This window comes from Enhygromyxa salina (genome assembly GCF_002994615.1).
In the GTDB taxonomy this organism is placed as follows: Bacteria; Myxococcota_A; Polyangia; order Nannocystales; family Nannocystaceae; genus Plesiocystis; species Plesiocystis salina_A.
Window position 1 is genome coordinate 25118 of the sequence record NZ_PVNK01000169.1, and the last position, 20017, is coordinate 45134.

The 20017-nt window shown below is 65.7% G+C and carries 21 protein-coding genes; 7 read left to right on the forward strand and 14 right to left on the reverse strand.

What is annotated here, in order from left to right:
- The first annotated feature begins 7 nt into the window (after window positions 1-7).
- The 4 genes from ENSA5_RS36130 to ENSA5_RS36145 all read left to right on the forward strand — a co-directional run bounded on the left by ENSA5_RS36130 (window position 8) and on the right by ENSA5_RS36145 (window position 4554).
- Complete coding sequence (locus ENSA5_RS36130; RefSeq protein ID WP_146155881.1) at window positions 8-544, forward strand: hypothetical protein; 537 nt, start codon at window positions 8-10, stop codon at window positions 542-544.
- Between the two features lie 1661 nt (window positions 545-2205).
- Window positions 2206-2673 carry a hypothetical protein gene (locus ENSA5_RS36140; protein ID WP_181197937.1) on the forward strand — a complete coding sequence of 156 codons (468 nt, stop codon included), beginning with the start codon at window positions 2206-2208 and terminating at the stop codon, window positions 2671-2673.
- Window positions 2674-3288: 615 nt separating this feature from the next.
- Window positions 3289-3996, forward strand: a complete 708-nt coding sequence (locus tag ENSA5_RS19400) for a hypothetical protein (RefSeq protein WP_146155885.1) — start codon at window positions 3289-3291, stop codon at window positions 3994-3996.
- A gap of 156 nt (window positions 3997-4152) precedes the next feature.
- Entirely contained in the window at window positions 4153-4554 is a 402-nt protein-coding gene (locus ENSA5_RS36145; RefSeq protein WP_146155886.1) for a hypothetical protein, read from the forward strand.
- Between the two features lie 39 nt (window positions 4555-4593).
- On the opposite strand, the gene ENSA5_RS19405 is transcribed toward ENSA5_RS36145, so the two are convergent.
- The 5 genes from ENSA5_RS19405 to ENSA5_RS19420 all read right to left on the reverse strand — a co-directional run bounded on the left by ENSA5_RS19405 (window position 4594) and on the right by ENSA5_RS19420 (window position 6981).
- Window positions 4594-4824 (reverse strand): helix-turn-helix domain-containing protein, encoded by a 231-nt coding sequence (locus ENSA5_RS19405; RefSeq protein ID WP_106393172.1) that lies wholly within the window; start codon window positions 4822-4824, stop codon window positions 4594-4596.
- Between the two features lie 251 nt (window positions 4825-5075).
- Window positions 5076-5576 (reverse strand): hypothetical protein, encoded by a 501-nt coding sequence (locus ENSA5_RS19410; protein ID WP_106393173.1) that lies wholly within the window; start codon window positions 5574-5576, stop codon window positions 5076-5078.
- Window positions 5577-5718: 142 nt separating this feature from the next.
- Complete coding sequence (locus ENSA5_RS19415; protein ID WP_146155887.1) at window positions 5719-5949, reverse strand: hypothetical protein; 231 nt, start codon at window positions 5947-5949, stop codon at window positions 5719-5721.
- A gap of 103 nt (window positions 5950-6052) precedes the next feature.
- The gene (locus ENSA5_RS37875; protein ID WP_181197938.1) at window positions 6053-6223 is read right to left on the reverse strand and encodes a hypothetical protein; all 171 of its coding nucleotides are present in this window, start codon (window positions 6221-6223) and stop codon (window positions 6053-6055) included.
- A 185-nt stretch (window positions 6224-6408) separates the two neighbouring features.
- Window positions 6409-6981, reverse strand: a complete 573-nt coding sequence (locus ENSA5_RS19420) for an RNA polymerase sigma factor (protein WP_181197939.1) — start codon at window positions 6979-6981, stop codon at window positions 6409-6411.
- 133 nt (window positions 6982-7114) lie between these two features.
- Here ENSA5_RS19420 and ENSA5_RS19425 point away from each other — a divergent pair, with 133 nt between their 5' ends.
- Window positions 7115-8911, forward strand: a complete 1797-nt coding sequence (locus tag ENSA5_RS19425; protein WP_181197940.1) for a serine/threonine-protein kinase — start codon at window positions 7115-7117, stop codon at window positions 8909-8911.
- Window positions 8912-9207: 296 nt separating this feature from the next.
- Window positions 9208-9468 (forward strand): hypothetical protein, encoded by a 261-nt coding sequence (locus tag ENSA5_RS37880; RefSeq protein ID WP_181197941.1) that lies wholly within the window; start codon window positions 9208-9210, stop codon window positions 9466-9468.
- 358 nt (window positions 9469-9826) lie between these two features.
- Here the strand turns inward: ENSA5_RS37880 and ENSA5_RS37885 are convergent, their stop codons facing one another.
- Together ENSA5_RS37885 and ENSA5_RS19440 are read right to left on the reverse strand one after the other, a co-directional pair.
- Window positions 9827-10729 (reverse strand): hypothetical protein, encoded by a 903-nt coding sequence (locus ENSA5_RS37885; protein WP_181197942.1) that lies wholly within the window; start codon window positions 10727-10729, stop codon window positions 9827-9829.
- 497 nt (window positions 10730-11226) lie between these two features.
- Window positions 11227-12570, reverse strand: coding sequence for a sigma 54-interacting transcriptional regulator (locus ENSA5_RS19440; RefSeq protein WP_106393178.1), 1344 nt, complete (start codon window positions 12568-12570; stop codon window positions 11227-11229).
- A 337-nt stretch (window positions 12571-12907) separates the two neighbouring features.
- On the opposite strand from ENSA5_RS19440, the gene ENSA5_RS19445 reads away from it, so the two are divergent.
- Window positions 12908-13132 carry a dodecin domain-containing protein gene (locus tag ENSA5_RS19445; protein WP_181197943.1) on the forward strand — a complete coding sequence of 75 codons (225 nt, stop codon included), beginning with the start codon at window positions 12908-12910 and terminating at the stop codon, window positions 13130-13132.
- Window positions 13133-13143: 11 nt separating this feature from the next.
- On the opposite strand, the gene ENSA5_RS19450 is transcribed toward ENSA5_RS19445, so the two are convergent.
- The 7 genes from ENSA5_RS19450 to ENSA5_RS19485 all read right to left on the reverse strand — a co-directional run bounded on the left by ENSA5_RS19450 (window position 13144) and on the right by ENSA5_RS19485 (window position 20017).
- Window positions 13144-13599 carry an RrF2 family transcriptional regulator gene (locus ENSA5_RS19450; protein ID WP_106393180.1) on the reverse strand — a complete coding sequence of 152 codons (456 nt, stop codon included), beginning with the start codon at window positions 13597-13599 and terminating at the stop codon, window positions 13144-13146.
- Window positions 13590-14600 (reverse strand): 2Fe-2S iron-sulfur cluster-binding protein, encoded by a 1011-nt coding sequence (locus ENSA5_RS19455; RefSeq protein ID WP_106393181.1) that lies wholly within the window; start codon window positions 14598-14600, stop codon window positions 13590-13592. The genes ENSA5_RS19450 and ENSA5_RS19455 overlap by 10 nt, the downstream gene beginning before the upstream one ends.
- Window positions 14601-14604: 4 nt before the next feature.
- On the reverse strand, window positions 14605-14970 hold the full coding sequence (locus tag ENSA5_RS19460) for a group I truncated hemoglobin (protein WP_106393182.1): 366 nt from the start codon (window positions 14968-14970) through the stop codon (window positions 14605-14607).
- Between the two features lie 364 nt (window positions 14971-15334).
- On the reverse strand, window positions 15335-16894 hold the full coding sequence (locus ENSA5_RS19465; RefSeq protein ID WP_146155889.1) for an NHL repeat-containing protein: 1560 nt from the start codon (window positions 16892-16894) through the stop codon (window positions 15335-15337).
- Window positions 16895-17116: 222 nt separating this feature from the next.
- Window positions 17117-18466 (reverse strand): hypothetical protein, encoded by a 1350-nt coding sequence (locus ENSA5_RS37890; RefSeq protein ID WP_181197944.1) that lies wholly within the window; start codon window positions 18464-18466, stop codon window positions 17117-17119.
- 353 nt (window positions 18467-18819) lie between these two features.
- Window positions 18820-19218 carry a hypothetical protein gene (locus ENSA5_RS19480; protein ID WP_106393184.1) on the reverse strand — a complete coding sequence of 133 codons (399 nt, stop codon included), beginning with the start codon at window positions 19216-19218 and terminating at the stop codon, window positions 18820-18822.
- A 142-nt stretch (window positions 19219-19360) separates the two neighbouring features.
- Complete coding sequence (locus tag ENSA5_RS19485; RefSeq protein ID WP_106393185.1) at window positions 19361-20017, reverse strand: DUF3540 domain-containing protein; 657 nt, start codon at window positions 20015-20017, stop codon at window positions 19361-19363.

Sequence of the window (20017 nt, forward strand, 5' to 3'; positions counted from 1 at the left end):
CGCTCACGTGCGAGTCGTCGCCTTGGGCGGTGATGTCATCCTCGCGTCCCGCCGCAAGGGAGAGCGCCACCGAGTTGAGATCGAAGCCGCAGCAGGGGTAGCACACCTCGTGGTGCTCGACTTCGAAGGTGCCGAGGTTCTCACTCCCTCCTACTTCTTTGGTTCGTTGTGGTTTCTGTGGGAACGGCAGCACGTGGAACAGTGTTCGGTGCTCGTCAACGTGCCCGAACCAAGCTACGACGATGTCGAGTTGGTCACCAAATTGAAACGCACGCCCATCTGGGCGGCACGCTATCCGGCGTCGACGATCACCAGTCCGACATTACTAGGAGACCTTGAGACGACCGACAGCTTTGCACTCGAACAGGTTTTCAACCTGGGCTCTGTCTCCGCCTCCGAGATGGCGGTGGCAGATGATGTCCTGAGCGTCACAGGCTGGAACAACCGCCTCGCAGGGCTCTGGCAAAAGAAAGTACTCACACGACGTCGGCACGGTCGCATGTTCCGCTATGCCTTGCCGTGGAGGAGTGAAGAAAATGGGTGAAGCGCTACACCGCAAACAGGTCGAGAAGTTCGAAAACCAACGGAATACAAGGCTCAAGGAGGCCTCAGACAATCTTCTCGGACCAATTCCGCCTAGCAAAGAGAAGTTGATATCAGCTATCACTATGGGAAAGACGATCCCGCCCGGCTCCCAGGCAATACCGCAAATGAGTGCGGATGGTCGGGTTGTCGAGTTCCTCGTTGAAGGCGCCGTGTGTGCGACCGCTCCGGCCGAACGCTTCAGTCAACTTGGCGTTGCTCCCCACTCCAGTTTCTGTCTGGTGACGGAGTCTGATTCGGAGGTCGTCAGCATGCGCGTCTGCACCGTGGACCGCCGACAACTTCGTCCTCCGACCGAGGAGGACTGCTAGTGGTAAAGAAAACCACCGCTTTGGATCTCGCCGCGCCTATGTCACTCGGCTGCATTGGCTGCAGCGTCCTCGAGGATTGCGGGGGCCACTACTCTCCAAAGGGAGGATGGGGGTGCTCCGATCGGCTACACAGCCCAGACGATCCCAATGATGTACTGAGCATCCACGAGCGCAACTACCCCCAACGAGTTGCCGAAATCGGAGGGTTTGGTTTTGGCGACCTCGATCGTATCGGAAACCCCACCCACTTGCCTCCATATGTCAGCGGGATCGATCATGGATCATACCTTACGCACCATGACGCCAAACACCTCAAGTGGGCAGCAGTACATCTGCGCAAAGTCATTTCATTTCCCAAGGGGCGGTGGCGGCCTCGCTTCCGCAGCCCAGCGGAGCTCCGACGACACTTCGGCATCCGCGGAAACACGAAGCTCATGCTCACATGCATCGACAAGGATCGGTCTATCGAGCCTCTCTGGGCCCAAATCTATGAGCCCGGTTTATCGAGGTACCTAGCATCGCTGGGCTTCGATGCTGCGGTCGCACCTAATTTCTCTGTATTCGACAATGATCCTCCAGCGCAGCACCAATACAACCGCAAGCGCTCTGCGATCGTGGCCGAGGAGTTCTCTCGGTTCGGTCTCCCCACAGTGCTGTACTGCCACGGCAACCGCCCTACTGACTGGGAATTTTGGCGAGACTTCCTCCGCTCCCACCCAGAGCTCTCCTTTATTGCGAAGGAATTTCAGACTGGCCTCGCTAGCCCCGCCCGAGGTCGAGCCTGCATTCGCGCTCTGGCGAGTCTTCAAGATGCTGTCGAGCGGCCGCTCCATATCGTGGTGTTCGGAGCTACACGACACCGCCGGTATATTGCGGACCGCTTCCGCAACTGGACGCTAGTATCTTTCAGCCCTTTTGTCCTCTCGACGAAGCGTCGGGAACTCGTTGCACACAAGAATGGGTTCCGGGAACAATGGGCGAAAGATGAACGCCCCGGACTCCTCTTCTCGCGCAGCCACCAACTCCTTCATGCAGACTGCACGTCTCTCCATGCAACACGTTCAGCACAGATTGCGTTCGCGTCAGCCCGTCGGCGAACAGGAGCGTCCGGTGATGCGGACGTTTCGCCGACCTCTTCCCCCAACACCACAACCACTACCTACCAAGACCGGCCGAAGCGACGCTATCGTCGCTCGAAGAAGCAACCCGGGGAACCTCGTGTGGGCAAATAGCCACTGCTCAGTCTTGGTTGAGATCAGGGAGTACGATGCCCCTAACTGATGAAGAAAAGTTGGCTCTTGGCATCGGCGCCGTCGTCGTTGGTGCCGTCACCGCCTTGGTCGCCGCCCTTGCATCGCGTAGCCGCCGACGTCCTTCCGAGACGACTCTGCTCGAGGACTACTCCTACGAGGACGTCACACGTCCAGGCCGCGGACACGAACGCGGCCTCGTGGAGGAGATGAGGCGGCGCCATCCACGCCGACATGTCTTCGACAACTCGTACTTCACTGCATCGGATGGAAGGCTCATCAAACCCGACGTCGTCGTCGCTGACTCACGTGGAGTTCACGAGGTCCGAGAGGCGAAGGATGTGGCGGAGCTGCGAAGTGCTCACGTGTGGCAAACGATCAACTACGACCAGGAACTCCGGCCCCGAGCTGGCACCACCCTCGACATCGTCGACCGCACTCGCGTACCCGAACACGTAGCGGAACTGGCGGAGCTCTTCGATATCAAGATCAAGCGCTGGGACAACTGATCAACAGGAGGTCTGGGGGATGACCTACGAACGAATACTTCAGCCACGCCACGACACCACTCAGTGGTTGCTCCACTTCACCCATGACGCGGCTGTTCCCAGTGAACCATTTAGTCGCATATATGCCCGCGATGTGCTCGCCAAAATTTTAGTCGATGGCACTCTGAAGCCCAGTTGGTCGCGCCGTGGAGGCCGAAGTACGATCTACGGCCCACGGCCGGCCGTTTATTTTACCGAGCTGCCGCCACTGGCATTTTGTGAATATCTCCGTCACCTACGAGTCAGTGATCAACGAGGTCGACTCCGACCATCCCAACTACGTGTCAGGCCCGACAACACCCTCGTCACTCTCCGGATTTGGCCTTTTCGTAGGTGCCAGCCTGGAGCGCGGGTAGAAGCTCGCGCCCCAGGCTGGCGTGGACAAGACTGAGGGTGCGGACGCGTTGCGTCCCGCCGTCCGGGGTGCGCGGGCCATGCTTGGCTCCTCTCGGCTGCTCAGCTGTGGGTCGCCCCGGCGACTCAGCGCCACTCACGCAAACCGCAAAACTCCCCCTCGCGCACAGACAGGGTTCGCAGGTATGGACGGCGCCTTTCGTCTCGTCTAGACTCGCCCCAGTGCCCACATCCTCTATCGAATACCCTTCAGAAGATGAGCGCTATTTGCATCGGGATTTAGGCATGGCGACACACAGCATTGTTCATTTTGAACCCGTCGACGCGAATCTGGATGAGTTACTCGCCTCGGTCGGACGCGGCCTGGCGCATCTCGACCATGAAGTGGACGCCATTGGGCCTCTAGGCTACGACACAGAGTGCGGTGACTTTGGGTTCGAAGGGCGCCTGGAGGAGTGCGCGTGCTTTGACGAAGCCGGAAAAAAGGGGGCGGATTGGGGCGCCATCGCCGTGCGCATCGCGCCCCCGGAGCCGGGTGACTACGTTTACTCCTACTTCTGGAGGGTGGAGTCTGCGACCTGCATTGGTCTGGAGATCCCGTCAGGAGCGATCTGGTTCGAGAACGATGACTGGCCCAAGGTCGCCTGGCTGCGTTCGTTCCTGCCCTCGTTTGTCTCGGCGACGTCGACGCGAGCGTCGGCGTACGACAACACCCGAACCGAGATGTTTGGCGCTTTGGATGTCCCTACCATGCTCGACCGCCTCAAAAACGGAGACCTTCTAAACAGTGCACCAATCTCACACTACACGATTCAGACCAATCTAATTCCAATGACAAAAATACAGTCGACCGTAAACGAGCACGCGCTCCCGCGCATGAACTTCTCGGTGTCGACCACAGGATACTATGTCCTCGACAACCTGCACTGATCGCGTACGTGTCGAGGGCCGACCGGAGGGCAGTCGACGCGGCGCGGTCACGCTGGCCGGTCACGCCCGGCGAAGACATGCCCTCGAGCGCGGCACACCTCCATGTCAACACCAACTGTAGTCCAGCACACCCCATTTCGGCGCACACCGGCAGAGTTGCTTACCAGCCTCGAGCCCGTTCTCGAGCGTCTCGATGCCGAGATCGAATCCGTAGGACGACTCGGCTATGGAACCGAGGACGGAACCTTCGGCTTTGAAGGCCATGAGCAAGAGTGCGACAACATTCGAGATACGATCAAACATGCCACTCAGTGGGGAGACATCGCAATAAAACTGCTCGCCCCCCCGGCCGGAGGGCGGTTCTACATGCACACGTGGCAGCGCGGAGGCAACGCACACCTTTCACTCGAACTTCAGCACAGCAACCTCTACTTCAAGAGTGAGGATTGGCCAATTGTCGGTTGGGTGCGTGCGCTCTTGCCGGCCGTCAGTGCGGCCCTGGGAGCCGCGGCCTCGGCGTACGACCCGTACCGACCTGTTCTAGCAGGCCCTGCCTGACAACAGAGAGACGACCTACCCGGCCCGGTCACCGAGCCCCTACTTGTCGTCGTCGGGATCGCGGACCAGCTCCGACGCCCGGACGCCGAGCCCATCGGCGAGCTTGAACAACCAGTCGAGGTCGGCCTCCTGCTCGCCAGCGAGCACCGCGAACAGCTCGCGCCGATCGATCCCCGCCCGGTCGGCGACGACCGTGAGCGGCGTGTAGCTCTGCTCGGTCAAGCGACGCAGGTTCAGCGTGAGCAGCTCGTGGGCGTGGAGGTGGTTCACGACCGAGACTCTATACCCAAGCGAGGCCCCCGGTCGCCATTTGCAGACCGAACCCCGCAGAGCCCCGAACCGAGGCCATCGCGGCCCACGAGCGTGACCACCATCCCCGCCCCCCATGCCATCGAGCACGGCGCCGGGCGGAGCTCACCAACGCCCACGAGAGCGCCGCGACGAGCTCGTCCATGCTCGCCAAGCGGTCCCGAGGCGGGCCGCGAGCTCCTCGAGCGGCGCGGACATGCGGCGTCGGCAGCTCACCGGCTCCTCTGCTGTCGCTCCGCACTCGGTGCTCGACGAGGATCGCGGCCGCCGCCCGCTATCAACCGATACTGAGTGCTGCTCGTCGCCCCACGACGCACGACCACCCCCGCAGCCTCGAGCTCCCGCAATGCACCCTGCAGCTTCCACCGCGGTCCGCCGAGCCGAGCCCGCAGGTACGCCGCGCCGACCGGTCCGGGCGCCTCCGCGAGCACCTCACGCACAAAAGTCGAAAACTCCCGACCGCGCAATCGCTTCGCCTGCTCGAGCAGGCCCTGGTCGATCGGGGGTCCCCCATCGTTGGGCATCACCACCGAGCCCAGCTGCGGCTCCGCGAAGATCTCGCGCAGGGTCAGCGCGCTCAATACCTCGCCCCGCGGCCCTTCGAGGTTGCTGAACAGCTGTAGGAGCGTCCACTCGGAGTGGGCGCGAATCACCTGCGCGATCGCCCGGCGCTCGGCCTCGCGCAGGAGCGTCTCGATATGCGAGATCTCCATGGCCGAGTTAGGCCCGGAAGCAGCGAGCCGTTACCAAGAAAGTCGGCCGCCGATCGCGACATTCGCGCCGGCAGGTCCGAGACCACCGACACGTTTCGACAAATCTCGAGTCGATGTCGGCGTCCGCTCACGTCCCTCCCCCTCACAATGGGTCCAAACCCACAATCACGGCCGAGAAGATCAAGAACACGACTAACAGCGACATCAGGAGGCCGTCCCGCGCAGCCACGGGATCTTCACGGTTCCGCCAATACTCGAGCACACACGCGACGGGCGGCAACGCACCAAAGACGACGGCGGCAAGATGGTGGTCGCGAACCGCGAGTTCGTATGCATTCACGCCCCCCGCGAGCAAAATCAGGACGATGACCACCCGCCGCACGATAGTCCGCCGTTCCATCACCAGCACTCCACAGGAACCTCAAACACCTCGGTGCACGTGCAGCTCATCCGCAGCGTCGCCCACGCGCCCACCGTCACTGAACAGTCACTCCGACCAGGGTGTCGCGCGAATCGTAGGCGATCAACTCGGCGTCGTGCTCGCCGCTCATGACGGTGACGTCCGCGAGGGTGAACTCGTCTTGAGATTGGGCCCGCCCAGGTCCGGTGAGAAGCGCGGCAAGGGCTGCGTTTGTTGGGGCGACCATGCTCGGGATCTACGGCCACCCTAGGCACACGACAAGTTCGGCCCACCGTGCACTCGTGGCGCCTGCGGGAGCTGCCCGGCGCAATCGCTTCGGTCTGGCAGGTCGGCGCCGCAGTCAAGAAGGTCGACAGGGTCGCGACATTCGCGCTGGCAGGCCCGAGACCGCCGACCCGTTCCAAGAAATTCTCAAGTCGGTGTCGGTGTCCGCTCACGCGAGACCCTTGGCCCGGTCTCGATCCGATCGCGGATCATCTCGGTCGCTCGGCGAACACGGCCGCGGACGGTACCAGGCTTGATCGTGCGCCCCTCGACGAACTCCTGTGGGGCCTCGCCGCGGAGCCGGCTCTCGAGCGTGCGCCGCATTGTGGACTTGATCTCCAGCATCGCGTCGCGCACCAACGCTCGCCGCTCCCGCCACAAGGTGACCTCGTCCGGGCTCGGCGGGGTCGGCGTGGCGAGCCACTCGCCCGGGAGTTCGCCCTCACGACGGCGGCGCTTGACCCTGCGGCGGTGGCTCAGCAGGCGGTTCATCGCTATCGAATACACGAATGAGCGAAAGGACCTCGGACCCCGCGGTTCGAACTCTTTCAGCTCTTTGACAGTGATCTCCAAGGTCTGCTGAGTGAGGTTCTCGACCTCGAACTCGTCGACCCGCCTTCGAAAGAACGCCAACAGCTCACGATTGAGCCGCCGGAACAGGCGCTTCTCCGCGCGCGGCTCACCATCGCGCAGAGCACGGAGTAGCTCATCGACGGACATGGCGACGAGGGTACACGCAACTGCACCGAAGAGAACTGGCCGAAAGACCACATGACCCGACAGATCCGCTGGGTGGAGCCGACACGTTTCTCGTACTTCGCTGTTGTACGATGGCTGCCCCCGGAGTTCGCGAGTGTCGCGCGAAGCCTCATCCTCAAATGGAAGCCGCCGCATCTCCGAGCGGTGGGCGAAGCTCGTCCGCGCGGTCGAGTCGGGGGCCGACAGGCGCGGCGACGATCCCTCGATCCGCGGCGTCGAGCTCGGCCGCTTCGAGCTGCTCGACTGGATCGGCGGCGGCGGCATGGGCGTGGTCTTCCGCGCCCGCGACACGATCCTCGACCGCGAGGTCGCGCTCAAGCTGTGGAAGCTGCCCGGCGAGGAGGCCGAGGCCGCCGTGCTCCACGAGGCCCAGTGCCTCGCCAAGCTCTCGCACCCGAACGTCGTGGCGATCTACGAGACCGGCAAGGTCGGCGACGACGTGTTCCTGGCCATGGAGTTCGTCGAGGGCATGGACGGGCGCGAGTGGTTCAGCCGGTTCTCGCTGATCTGGGAGGAGGTCGTCGACTTCTACTACGCCGCCGGCCGCGGCCTCGCAGCCGCCCACGCCGCCGGGCTCGAGCACAGCGACTTCAAGCCCGAGAACGTGCTGCTCGGCAAGGATCAGCGCGTGCGCGTCGCGGACTTTGGCGTCGCTCAAACTTTGCGGGATCACATCATCGTCGATGACGACTCACTTTCGGCCGAAGAGAGCGCGGGGCTCGGGACCGTGAGCTACATGGCGCCGGAGCGCCTGCAGGGGCGGCGCGGGGACGCGCGCTCGGATCAGTTCTCGTTCTGCGTGACGGTGTGGGAGTGCCTCTACGGGACCCGGCCCTTCGAAGGGAAGACGGCGGCGGCGCTGCTCGAGGCGATCGAGGCCGGGATGCTGCAAGTCGGCGAGCCGGTCGGCGGGATCCCGCGGCAGCTGCGGCGAGTGATCGCCAAGGGGCTGTCGGTGAGGCCGGCGGATCGCTGGGCGGACATGCCAAGCCTGCTCGACGCGATGGCGAGGGTGCGACGGCAACCTCGCCGGCGGCGTCGGCGGCTGCAGGTGGCGGCTATCGGCGTGGGGCTGGTGGTCGGAAGCTCGCTGGCAACGGCGGAGTGGATTGCGCAACGCGCACCGACGCCCGTGGAGACCCGTGCGCAGGCGGCGAGGCCCACCACTGGCGAACTCGAGCGCGACTGCAAGCGGGCGATCGTGCTCCAGCTCGGCCACGCGAATCAGGTCATCGCCGAGGTCGTCCGGCTGATCGAAGCCGACGATCTCGACGGCGCCCACGCACGGTGGAAGGAAGCACGAGAAGCAGCCTGGGCGGACACGACCACGCTCGAGTGGGAATCGCTGGTGATCGCGCACTTCTTTGCCGCAGAGGCGCTCGCGCTCGAGCACACGAAACCCGCCCTCTCGATCAAGGCGGGCCGCCACGCCTTCGAGACGGCCAGCTACGCCCGGGCCCACTTCCCAACGGGCAGTTGGGCGGAGCTCGAAACAGCGGACATTCTGAACGACTGCCTCCCGTTGATCACTCGGAGCACCCGACTGCTCGCCGACTACACCCGTCTAGCCCGGTCCGCGGCCTCCCTTGGCTGTCTGTGTCACGAGAGCCTCGGCTACGGTCACGTCGACGCGTGCCTCGACGCGCGGGGCAACATGGACCCCGCCGCGCACGCCTGCCTGGCCAAGGCGATCCAGGGTCACGAAGCCGAGTTCACTCCGTACCTTGCCTGCATGGTCCCGACCCTCGAGGATCACAGCTCGTGCCTGAGCGCCGCTGGCTGCGTTAGGACGGAGGTCGCCCGCTGCGACATCGAGCGTGAGCGCGACGCAAGCGCCTGCCCCCGGCTGACCGACTCCGTCCAACACGCGTTCTCAGCGTGCAGCGGGTAGCCATTACCTACACCATTCGCGAGTACGATTCGCGAATGAAGACCACAATCGTTCTCTCCCTCATCGCGCTGTTGCAACATTTTGGCGCCTCAACCTACGCGCCAGATCTTTGCGCGGACGCCTACCTGAAAACGACCGGTGAGCCCATCACGGACCTCGCAGGGACCACTCTCTCTCGCTTCTGTGAGTGGACCGGACCGGCCGCGCCCGCGTGGGACGACGACCTGTGCTGCAAAATCAGCGACGAAGGCGCCTCCTGCTCGGCCACGAGCGCCAAGGGCACGTGTACCTTCGGAATGAAGATGTACTGCGAGTACGGCGAGGTCGTCAGCGACGGCACCGTCGCCTGCTACCAACCGTTCCCCAGCTCCTGCGACTCAGGGGCGTGCAACGGCGGCACCGTCGAATCATCCAGGACCCAAGCCGATCTGCTGTGCTGTCAAAACGGCGACTGCTACGAGTGGGACATTCAGGACGTCGAGGACTGCGTCGGTGACTTCTCCTGGTGCTCGTCTGGTTACCTGAAGGAGGACGGCACCGTCGACTGCTACGACTGACCCCGGCAACTCTCGAGCCCGGCGACTGCGGCGTGAACCGGCGGCCGCCGGGCCTTCCTCGACAGGGCGCTCTGCCTCGAACACCTCGGCCCCGACGGTGCAACTACCGCCGCAGGCTAGCAGCCCGGGGTGCAATGCATCGTGTCGCCTCGCGCCGGAATTTTTGCCGAGGGCGCGAAGCCAAAACGCCGCTGTACCGGGCGTACTGCAAGTTTTGGCGACAAAGCCCTCGGCGAAAAGGCCAAGCGGGGCGGCGCGAGGCATTGCACCCCGGGCTGCTAGGCGGCGCGAGGCATTGCACCCCGGGCTGCTAGACCGGGCCGCCCTCAATCGAGTGCTCGGCGTACCCAAGCCCGCCCTACCCCGTCTCGCCGAGGTCCTCACTCTCCTCGCCCAACTCCTCATCCACGCTCACGCCCTCGCCCTCGAGCTCGCCCTCGAGCTCGCCCTCACCCTCGCCCTCGCCCGCGGCGGCCCCCGCCCGTGCCGGTACCGGCCGAATCGTCAGCATCGGCATCAGCGCCGTCTCGACCACGTCGAGGGTCTCGGGCTCGCTCTCATCGAGCATGGTGATCACCGCCCCCGCATAGCGAACGATCAGTCGCCGCAGCCGCCCTCGCAGGGTCCGCAGATCCGCCGCAGATCCATCGATCCGCATCGCGCGAGCCTGGACCATCCCCTCATAGCGAACCTGGCAGCGGCGCAACATCGGCAACAGCTCCGGGCCGGTGAGCTCGATGATGTCCTCTTCGAGTTTGTCGGTATCGATGAGCCCGAGGACATTCGCCATCAGCTGGGCTTGCTCGGCGTAGGGGCGCTGGATGAAGTTCAGCCTCCCTACCCCAAACAGGCGCTCGGAGATCTTGCGTGCCCGCGTGGCCTTGTCGCGCAGCTCCTCGATGTCGACCTCCGGAGGCGCGTCCGGGTCATCCTCGACAAAGTTGAGGCCCTCGCGCATGTAGACCCCCCAATCGTCGAGGCGTCGACGTATCAGCGACCACAGCGGATCAACCGCGATGTCGAGGGTCTGGTCCGCGCTCGCGCTACCTTCATTGTCTTCGCGCAGTCGCACGATCATCGCGTCCTCGGCGTCGTCGCTCGTGTCGCGCATCAAGCCCTTGACCTTGTCGACGTGGGCGGGGGCGTTGTCGGGCGCGGCAGCCTCGAGCGCCTTGGCCATCGACACCATGGTCTGCAGCGGGAGGTTGGAGACGGTCTGGAAGCGGGAGAGGTCGAAGTTGCTGAATGGGTCGGTTGTCATGGGTGGGCGTACTGCGAGCGCTGTGCCAGGGGCGAGTGGTCGAAAATCGCTCGTCCTGGCCACTGTGCGTCAATCGCGCTGCGAGCAGATTCGCAGACTGACGAGATCTTCGTCAGCGCGAGTCGCGCAGACTTCTCTTTGCACTAACATCGAGCCGGTGGTGACCACCCCTGAGGTCGGCCCGCCTAGTTTGGAGCCGGTGGTGACCACCCCTGAGGTCGCCGCGCCCAGTTCGGAGCCGGTGGTGACCACCTCAAAGTAGGTCCGATCGAGCGCGAGGGCGGCCTGGGCCGGCTCGACCGAGGGTCCAGGCGAGCGCAGAGCCGGCGGGGCCCGGCGAAACCACGCAAATTTCCTACATTCGGGGTGGTCAACACCGGCTCCGAACTGGGCGCGGCGACCTTGGGGGTGGTCAACACCGGCTCGGAAGTAGCTGCGTCGACCCGTGCGGCGGTCACCACCGGCTCGACGCGCGACGGGCCGACGCTCGGAGCCGCTCAGTCGCGCGTGTACAGGCCCAGCTGCTTGAGCCGGGCCCGCAGCCGGTCGCGGCTGATGCCGATCTGCTTGCTCGCGTGGGACAGGTTGTGGCCGTGGGCCTCGAGCACGCGCGGCAGCATGCGCTGGTCGATCGCGGCGTGGACCTCATCGTAGGTCGCCCCCCCAACGAGCAGATCTTCGACGCGCTCGGGACCGTGCAGCCGCCCGTCGCCGAGGCGCAGATCGACGGCGTTGATCTGGCCGTCGCGCTGGAGGTGCGCGGCGTGCTCGACGGCGTTGCGAAGCTCGCGGACGTTGCCGGGCCAGCTGTGCACCCGCAGCGCCCGCGCGACGTCTTCGCTGAGCTCGAGCTCGAGCCCGTACTCACGGCAGACCTCGCGCACGAACATCTCGGCGAGCTCGACGATGTCCTCGCCGCGCTCGCGCAGCGCGGGCGTCCGGACCACGGCCCGCGCGAGCCGATAGTAGAGATCCTGGCGAAAGCCGCCCTCGGCGACCGCCTGGCGTAGATCACGATGGGTCGCGGCGACCACCCGGACGTCTACGCGGCGGGCCTGCCCCGGCTCGCCGAGGCGCGTGACCTCGCGGTTGTCGAGCGCGCGCAAGAGCTTGACCTGGTGGTCGAGGGCGAGCTCGCCGACCTCGTCGATGAACAGGGTCCCGCCGTCGGCGGCCTCGAACACGCCCGGCTGATCCCGATCGGCGCCAGTGAAGGCGCCCTTGCGAAACCCGAAGATCGTGCCCTCGGCCAGGGTCCGCGAGAGCGCCCCGCAGTCGAGCACGACCAGGGGCCCGCGCCGGCCCGAGGCCTCGTGGATCGTGCGCGCCGTGAGCTCCTTGCCCGTGCCCGTCTCGCCCAACAGCAAGATGTCGAGGGGCGTCGGGGCGAGCTTGTCGATCTGCGTGTAGAGCTCGCGCATGGCCAGGCAGCCGCCGTACAAGTGCCCGTAGCGACTGACGGCGATGACCTCGACCTCGACCTCGCTGACGTCGACGAGCACGAAGCGGCACTCGCCGGCCCGAAACATGTCGCCGCAAACGAGCTCGACCGCGGGGACCCGGCGCTCGTGAAACCACACGCCGTTGGTGCTGCCCAGATCCCGGAGCGTGGCCCCGGCCGCTGTGGCGCACAGCTCGAAGTGGACCGAGCTGACCGAGCGCTCGCGCACGCAGACGTCGGCGAGGCCGCTCCGACCGACGGTGACGACCTGGGCGTCGATCGTGACGTCGCCCGGGGCCTCGCCGTCGAGGATCCGCAGCGCCAGCCGACCGGGGCGACGCTCGGTCTCGGCCGCGAACGCGACCCGTCGAGTCGACGAGGTGAGCTCGGGTTCAGACACGCGGGGAGGTTAGCTGATCTGCCATCTCGTCCGCACCGCTAAACTCTCACGACTCCGCGTACGGACGCGGGAGTGCTGGCCTGGAGACGAGTCCAGGTTGGCTCCTGCATGGGCCGAGAGTAACGCGACCGAGATCCGACGGGCGAGCTTGGCCCGGCGCCCGCTTCGGCTGGAGATCGAGATGTAGACAAATTTGCGTGCTTTACGCGCACTGATAGGCTCAGTGCAATCGAACCAACGATTGGCCTCGGGCATAAATTGCATCGTCCCGGCCGATCGTGGTGATCACGCTGGAGAGAACAACATGCATGCAACCAACGAAAACAAACACCAAGACGTGATTCGAATTGTCGCCAGCTCGACCACGAGCTTCGACGACGCCGTCAAGAGCGGCATTAGCCAGCTCTGCCAGGGGCCCCACCACAAGAACCTCCGCTTCACCAACTACGAGGTCGTCGGATTTCAGGGCACCATCCAGCACGACGTCAACAGCTGCGAGGTCATGCTCTACCAGGTCGTGATGGATGTCGCCGGCGATCACATGATCCCTGCGCCCACCTGAGCGCCCGCGCTTCAAGCACCGACGCGGATGATGCCGAGGAGCTTGCGGTAGGCGTGGCCCCGGCGGCCGATGACGTCGGCGAGGGTGTAGCGGTCGAGCACGGCGAGGAACGCCTCCTGGGCCTCCTGCAGGGGCGGGACCAGGGCGCAGGCGCCGGTCAGGGGGCAGGCCTGATTGCCGTCTTGCATGCACTCGACGAAGGCAAAGTCGGGCTCGGTCGCGGCGATGACCTCGCCGATGCGAATGGCCTCGGGGTCGCGGGCGAGGCGAACGCCGCCACCGCGACCCCGCTTGATCTCGAGGTAGCCAGCCTTGCCAAGCTTGCCGACGACCTTGACGAGGTGGTGAGAGGAGATCGCGTAGGACTCGCTGATCTCTTCGGTGGAGATCAAGCGCTCGCGGTCGCGGACGGCGGCGACATAGATGAGGACCCGGAGGGCGTAGTCGCTGTGCTTGGTCAGGCGCATGCTTGCGAGGGATCGCTGGGCGGAGTCATGACAAAGGCGTCCGCCAGGATCCTACGCGAACCGACGCCGGCGAGGAACAGCTCGAGGCGCAAGGCCTTGACGATCTCGGCGTCACCGCACACAAAGCTCAGCCACGCGGCGGGGGTCTCGCTGGCCTCGATCAGCTGGCTGGCAAAGCTGACCACGTTGGCCTGCTCGAGGCCGGGCTCGGTCGCGGCGCCGTCGAGCACGAGGGCGTGAACGCGCAGCTGAGCGTGGGCTTGGGCGAGGGCCTGGAGCTCGTCTCGCATGTAGAGGCTCGCGGGGCGAGCTCCGGCTTGAATCAGGGTGATCGGCCCGCGGTGACCGCGGGCGAGGGCTTCGCGGACAACGCCCCACAGCGGGGCGAGGCCGGTGCCGACGCCGACGAGCAGCAGGGGCGCGTCGAGTTCGTTGCTCGGGTAGCAGCAGCTGCCGCGTGGGCGCATCAGGGTCAGCTGCGTGCCGGGGCCCACCTCGTCGCACAGCCACCTGCTCATGCGCCCGTCGGGGACGCGACGCACGTGGAATTCGAGCAGGTCCTCGCTCGGCACGCTCGCGAGCGAGTAGCTGCGGGTGAGGCCGTCGGCCCGAGCCAGCGGAAGGTACTGGCCCGGCGCATAGGTGAGCGGGGCTCGCGGGCGCAGGCGCAGGCGGACCACGCTGTCGCTGAGCCAGGTGTGCTCGACGACCTCGGCGGCGGTCGCCGCATCGTCGCCGAGCCGCTCGAGCTCGAGCGAGGTCCGAGGGTGACACTGGCAGGCCAAGAACAGGCCCTGTTCACGCTCGACCTCGCGGAGACCGGCCTGGGCTTGCTCGGGCAGCTCGCCGCTGGTGCAGACCATCGTGCATGATCCGCACACACCGCTGCGACAGGCGTGGGGGACCTCGACGCCGCCGCGCAAGAGCGCGTCCAGCACAGACTCCCCCGGGTTGAGGGGGAGCTCGAGCTCCCCGATCCGCAGTTGGATCGGCTTCGTCATCGGCTCAGCGCGAGAGCACGTCGTCGCGGACACTGTTGGCGACGGCGGCGACCTGCTCGATCAGCTCTTGGGCCACACCGAGGCTGGCGAGGGTCTCTCCGAGGTGCTTGACGACGAGGTCCACGTGGCGGTCGTTGATGCCCCGCTTGACGAGGTCGGCGTGGGCCGTCCGCATGTCCTGGCCGCTGTACTCGTTGGGCCCACCGGTGACCATGGTCAAGAACGCGGCCTGCTTGACCCGCTGCCTGTCCATGTCGGTGTCGGCGAAGAAGGGCGAGAGCTCCTCGTCCCGGAGGACCCGACGGTAGAAGTCATCGACAGCTGCGTCGATCGCAGGCTTGCCACCCAGTTGCTCGTAAACGCTGCTCATGGCGGTTTTCTCCTTTGGTCTCTGAAACCGGCATCCTTCTTACCTATTTTGAGCAGCCGCGCAAGCACAATCGAAGCACAGCGTCGCAGGCGAGCTCGCGTCGAGCTCGGGTTGACGTTACTGGCGCGTGGTGTGCCAGGAACCCGGGATGCACTCACCAGTATTGATGAGCCCGTCGCCGTCGAATTTCCCAGTCTCGGGATCGAACTCTCCGTCGATCCAGAAGGTCAGGATGTTGTGGTCCGCACCAACCCACAGGCGTGGGGCGAGCGTGAGGCCGCCGCCCGGTACAGCGGCGTTTTGGCTTCGCGCCCTCGGCCAAAATTCCGGCGCGAGGCGACACGATGCATTGCACCACGGGCTGCTAGCCGGGGGGCGGCACCGGGGACACGTCGCCCGGGATCGGCAGCTCGACGTCCCCGTAGGCCGTCTTGTCCTGCGCGGCGATCTCCTGGTCGAGATCGATCACGGTGCTCGTGTTGATGTCACCACCACCGTAGGGCGTGCCCTGCAGGCCGTAGACGACATCCGGCGTGTAGAAGTCGAGCGCGTCGCCGGTCATCCACACGTAGCCACCGGGGTCAAAGTCGTGATCGACGCCGCCCGCGGCGCTGTACGGCATCAGCTCGCCAACCACGTAGTTGGTGCCCTGCCAGACCCACTCACCGTCGATGTAGTCGTAGTCGAAGGTGGTCGACTGGTGCGCGCTGGTCTGCATGTCGCCGTACATGGTCCGCTGGGCGATCAGCATCCAACCATCGTGGGCGAAGCTGAGGTCGGAGACCGGCATCGAGGTGCCGGATCCGTTGGGCACGTCGAACTCTTTCTTGGCCGTCGCGGCGTCGGGAATGCCGCTGTTGCCGGTGTAGGCGACCGACCAGACCTCGTTGTTCTTGGCCTGGTTGCCGGCCTGCGAGTGCTCCCACCACACGCTGTAGTACAGGCGCCCGGCGTGGGACTGCACGGCCCAGACCCGCTCGCCAAGGGGCGCGAACTGGCCGTTGGGCTCCCCCGGATCGTTGGCGGGCCCCATGGTCACGTTGCCCGTACCGTGGTGATAGGTGCTGACGATGTCGCCGCTGTAGACGTCGAGCTGGTAGATGCGCCCGTCTTCGTGGTTTGAGACGTAGATGGTCTCGCTCACGCAGTCGTAGTTGAGGTTGCCCATCGCGGGGCCGTTGTTGGGGATCGTGGCGAAGTCGCTGATCTCACCCGTGACCCGATCGATCTTCTTGATCGTCGAGGTGTTGTTGGTCGCGCCAAACACCGTCGACGGGGCGACGTAGATGTTGCCCTCGGAGTCGAGGGTGATCCCGAAGATCCGACCGCCGAGGTTGGCCTCGTTCCACTCGGGCCGGACGTAGAGGGGCGCGAGGTAGTTGACGCTGGGCGGTGGCGGGTCGCCCGAGATGTCGACGATCGTGATCAGGTGGCTGCCAAAGCCGCCGCTTTGGACCCGGTGGGTGACGATCGCGATGGTCTTGTCGAGGAAGTCGGCGTAGGCCGGGTCCTCGAAGGCCGGGAAGCCACCCGCGGCCCCGTAGATCTCGGACTCGCGACACGAGCCAGGTCCGCCCGGGCCACCCCCGCCCTCCCCTGCGTCTCCGATCGGGTTGAGGTCGAACTTGGTGTTGCCGCCATCGGAGTCGGAGTCGTCCCCGTCCCCGTCTCCCGAGTCCCCATCGCCCGGATCGCCGTCGCCATCGCCCGGATCGCCGTCGCCGTCACCCGTGCTGCTGTTGGTGGTGCTGTTCGTGCTGTTGGTGGTGGAGTCGCCGCCCTGGTCGGTCGTACCGTCGCCCTCGAGGCCGGTGCTGAACCCCTCATCTTCGGCGGCCCCGGAGCACCCGCTGAGCCACAAGACGGAGGTGAGAGTGAGGGTGAGGCTGGCGGCCGGGGATACGCTGGGCTTGGGTGTGGTCATGACTACAGTTCCAGGAGACTCCCCGCACGCTACTACCTTGGCGCGGCGATCGGGAGGACGTGATACACGGCACCTCCCCGATGGGCACCACCGCCCCCTAACGATGCTTTATGGCCCTGGAAAGGGGTTTGGGCGCGACATTGACGCTCCCCCTCTCGCGGGGAGGCGTGAGATTCGCGGGCCGAGCTGCCCTCAAACGAAGCGCCGCTCCAGCGCTGCGTGTCAGTTGATTCCGCGCAAGATCCCGAGCTGATACTCGCTGCAGGACATCTCGTTCTGGACCCGGAACACGCGGATGTAGACCTTGCTCGGCCAGCTCACGTTGTCCGTGTACATGCTCCCGAGCGCGTGGTCGTCGAAGAACCACCACGACAGAGTCGGCGGCGCGCCGAACCCGTACTGGGTCGCCAGGCTGTCGGCGAAGGCCGCCCCCTGGCACGAGCGGTAGACCTCGAAGCGGTAGTCCTGACCCTCGTTGGTCGCGAAGTCGACCTGGATCACGCCGCTCTCGGGCCGGTCGCCCGCGCCACCGTTGGCGTCGGCGGTGAACCAGTACCAGTCCTCGGCCCCGTTGTTGGGGCCGTTGTCGATCTCCGGGATGACACCGACGGGAAGATCCAAGAACTGGTCACCCTCGTCGAGGTCGCCGAGGAAGCCCGCGGGGTCGTCCGAGCAAGCCGGGAGGCTCTCGGCGAGCGAGGTGGCCTCGCACTCGCAGCCGTTGGGCACGTCGCCATCGAGATCGTAAAACCGGTCCTCGCAGCCGACGATCTCGCAGCCGTCCTGACCGGGAGCGGGCGGGTTGCAGGCCCAGTTGGCCACGTTCGGCGCGTTGACGCCCTGGGGCGGGCACATGTCGTTGGGGCTGGCGTTGTCGATCTCGCCCGCGCAGTTCTCGGACAGGCCGTTACAGATCTCCACGTCATCGTCGACGCCGACGTTGGCGTTGACGTCGTCGCAGTCGGGCCCCGGCATGTCGACGCCGTACTGATCGCAGCCGACCCAGACCATGTCCATGTCCATGTCGACGCAGTTCATGCAACCTTCGTCGCTGAAGGCGTTGTAGTTGTCGTCGTCGCAGTCCTCGCCGGGCTGGTTGTCGTCGTAGCTGTCACAGCCGACCCAGTGTCCGTCCTCGTCGGCGTCCATGCAGTTCGCGCAGCCTTCGACGCTGTGGTTGTAGGGGTCGTTGTCGTCGCAGTCGTCGCCCATCGGACAGTTGGTGCCGTAGCCGTCCATGTCGATGTCGACGCACTCCATCGGGTCGCCGTCGCCGTCTCCGTCGCCGTCGCCGTCGCCGTCCCCGTCCCCGTCTCCGTCTCCATCTCCCGGGTCCCCGTCTCCATCTCCCGGGTCGCCGTCTCCATCTCCCGGGTCGCCGTCTCCATCACCGTCACCGTCACCGTCGCCGTCGCCGCTCATGCTGTTGCCGTCGTCGTTGGTCGACATCGAGTCACCGGTCTCGCCGTCCAAGACGCTGAACGAGGTCGCGCTGACGGCCGAGTCGCCGCACGCGGTGGCGACGAGAGCGAGGGACAGGATGAGGCTATGAGGGAGCGTGCGAGTCGCCATTGGGGTCGGGTTCCAGGTCAACCGATGTGGCGCACACTCTATCAGAGACCGGGCCTGCCCGCGCGCAGCCGCGACGCGACGCTCGCGCAAGGCTCAGGCTAGCCGCGGCTCGTCCTCCTCCCCTCCCCTGCGTGAATTCCAGCCAAGGCAAGCGCGCTCGCTCCCCGGTCCAGATCGGGTCGTCGACATCTGGATCGTCGAGCACCCGCGAGGCGACCCCATCGCAAGGCAGGCCTTGGCCGGGGAGCGACGGCAGCATCGGCAGCGTATCGACCAGCGCGGCACCCTTCATCGTCAGACCAGAGCCCCAGTCCAAGCCCGAGCGAGGGCCTTTCAAACCGGGCGCTCGGAGACTAATGACAGTTCTTGAAGGTGGCCGTGCCCGAGAGCGAGTGCCCCTCGGCCTCGCACGCGAGCGTGGCCTCACCCATCACGTTGGTGACGTCGTTGACCGACGAGGTCTGGCGCTCGACGCTCATGGTCCCGCACACGCCGAGATCGATGACCTGCTGACCGGCGATCAGGATCGCGTTGGGCTGGTTGGTCGGGGTCTGAACCAGGCGCACGGTCCGACCGCTCTCGTCGATCAGGTCGACGCCCTGAAAGCCGTTGACCTGGCCCGCCCGACACGAGGTCGGCGTGAAGCTCTCGCCGTCGACCTTCAGCGCCCCGCCGAGTTCGGCTACGCATGCGGTCGTAGACAGCAACAGTGCGGCGAGGAGACCCAGCCCAAGGGGATGGTGGCGCGTCATGGGCCGATTATACACCGCCACAGGTAGCGCGATAGATGGCTCGAGGGTGATCGCCTCGCGCACGGGACCCGGCCCCCCTCAACCAGACGCTGCTCTTCACGACTGGCTGTGTCGCCGCATCGCTGCAGCCTGGCCGCGGAGCTCAGCCAAGGTGGATCTGGCCGGCCTCGACCTTGGCGAGCTTTCCACCGTTGATCAGGGCCTTGTCGGCGGCGATGTGGGCGGCCTCCTTGGCCCGATAGTCGATCACGCCCGCCTGGATCTGATCGACCTCGGCGACGCTGCGGAAGCTGGTCTTGCTCGCCAAGGTCAGGCGCTCGGTCAGGGTCTCGATCACCTTGGCGACGAAGCTGAAGTTGGTCACGTGCGCGAGCATCGAGCGCAACACGGCCGTGCACTCGTCGAAGACCACGCGGCCGAGCCGGGCCTGGACCCGGACCTCGTCCCCGCTGATGCCGACCTGCTCGTCGCTGCGCAGCTCGAGGCCTGCGCTCGCGTCGACGCTGAGCTCACCGCCGACCCGCAGCGCGGCGTCGCCCTCGATGCTGAGCGTGGCGGCCCCGGCCTCTGACGCCCGCTCGAGCACGCCGAGCACGTAGCAGCGCGCGCCCTGCTCGACGAACCACACCTCGTCGCCGAGCTCGGGCTCGAGCAGGCAGCTCGCGGCCCGCCGGGCTTCGAAGCGGCGGCCCTCGTCGTCGAGGACGAAGCTCGGGCCGCCCGCGCGGATGATCGCGGTGCCCTGGCGCGCGGGCTCGGGGATGGGGTCGCTGACGATCTCGAGTTCGCGGACGTGCAT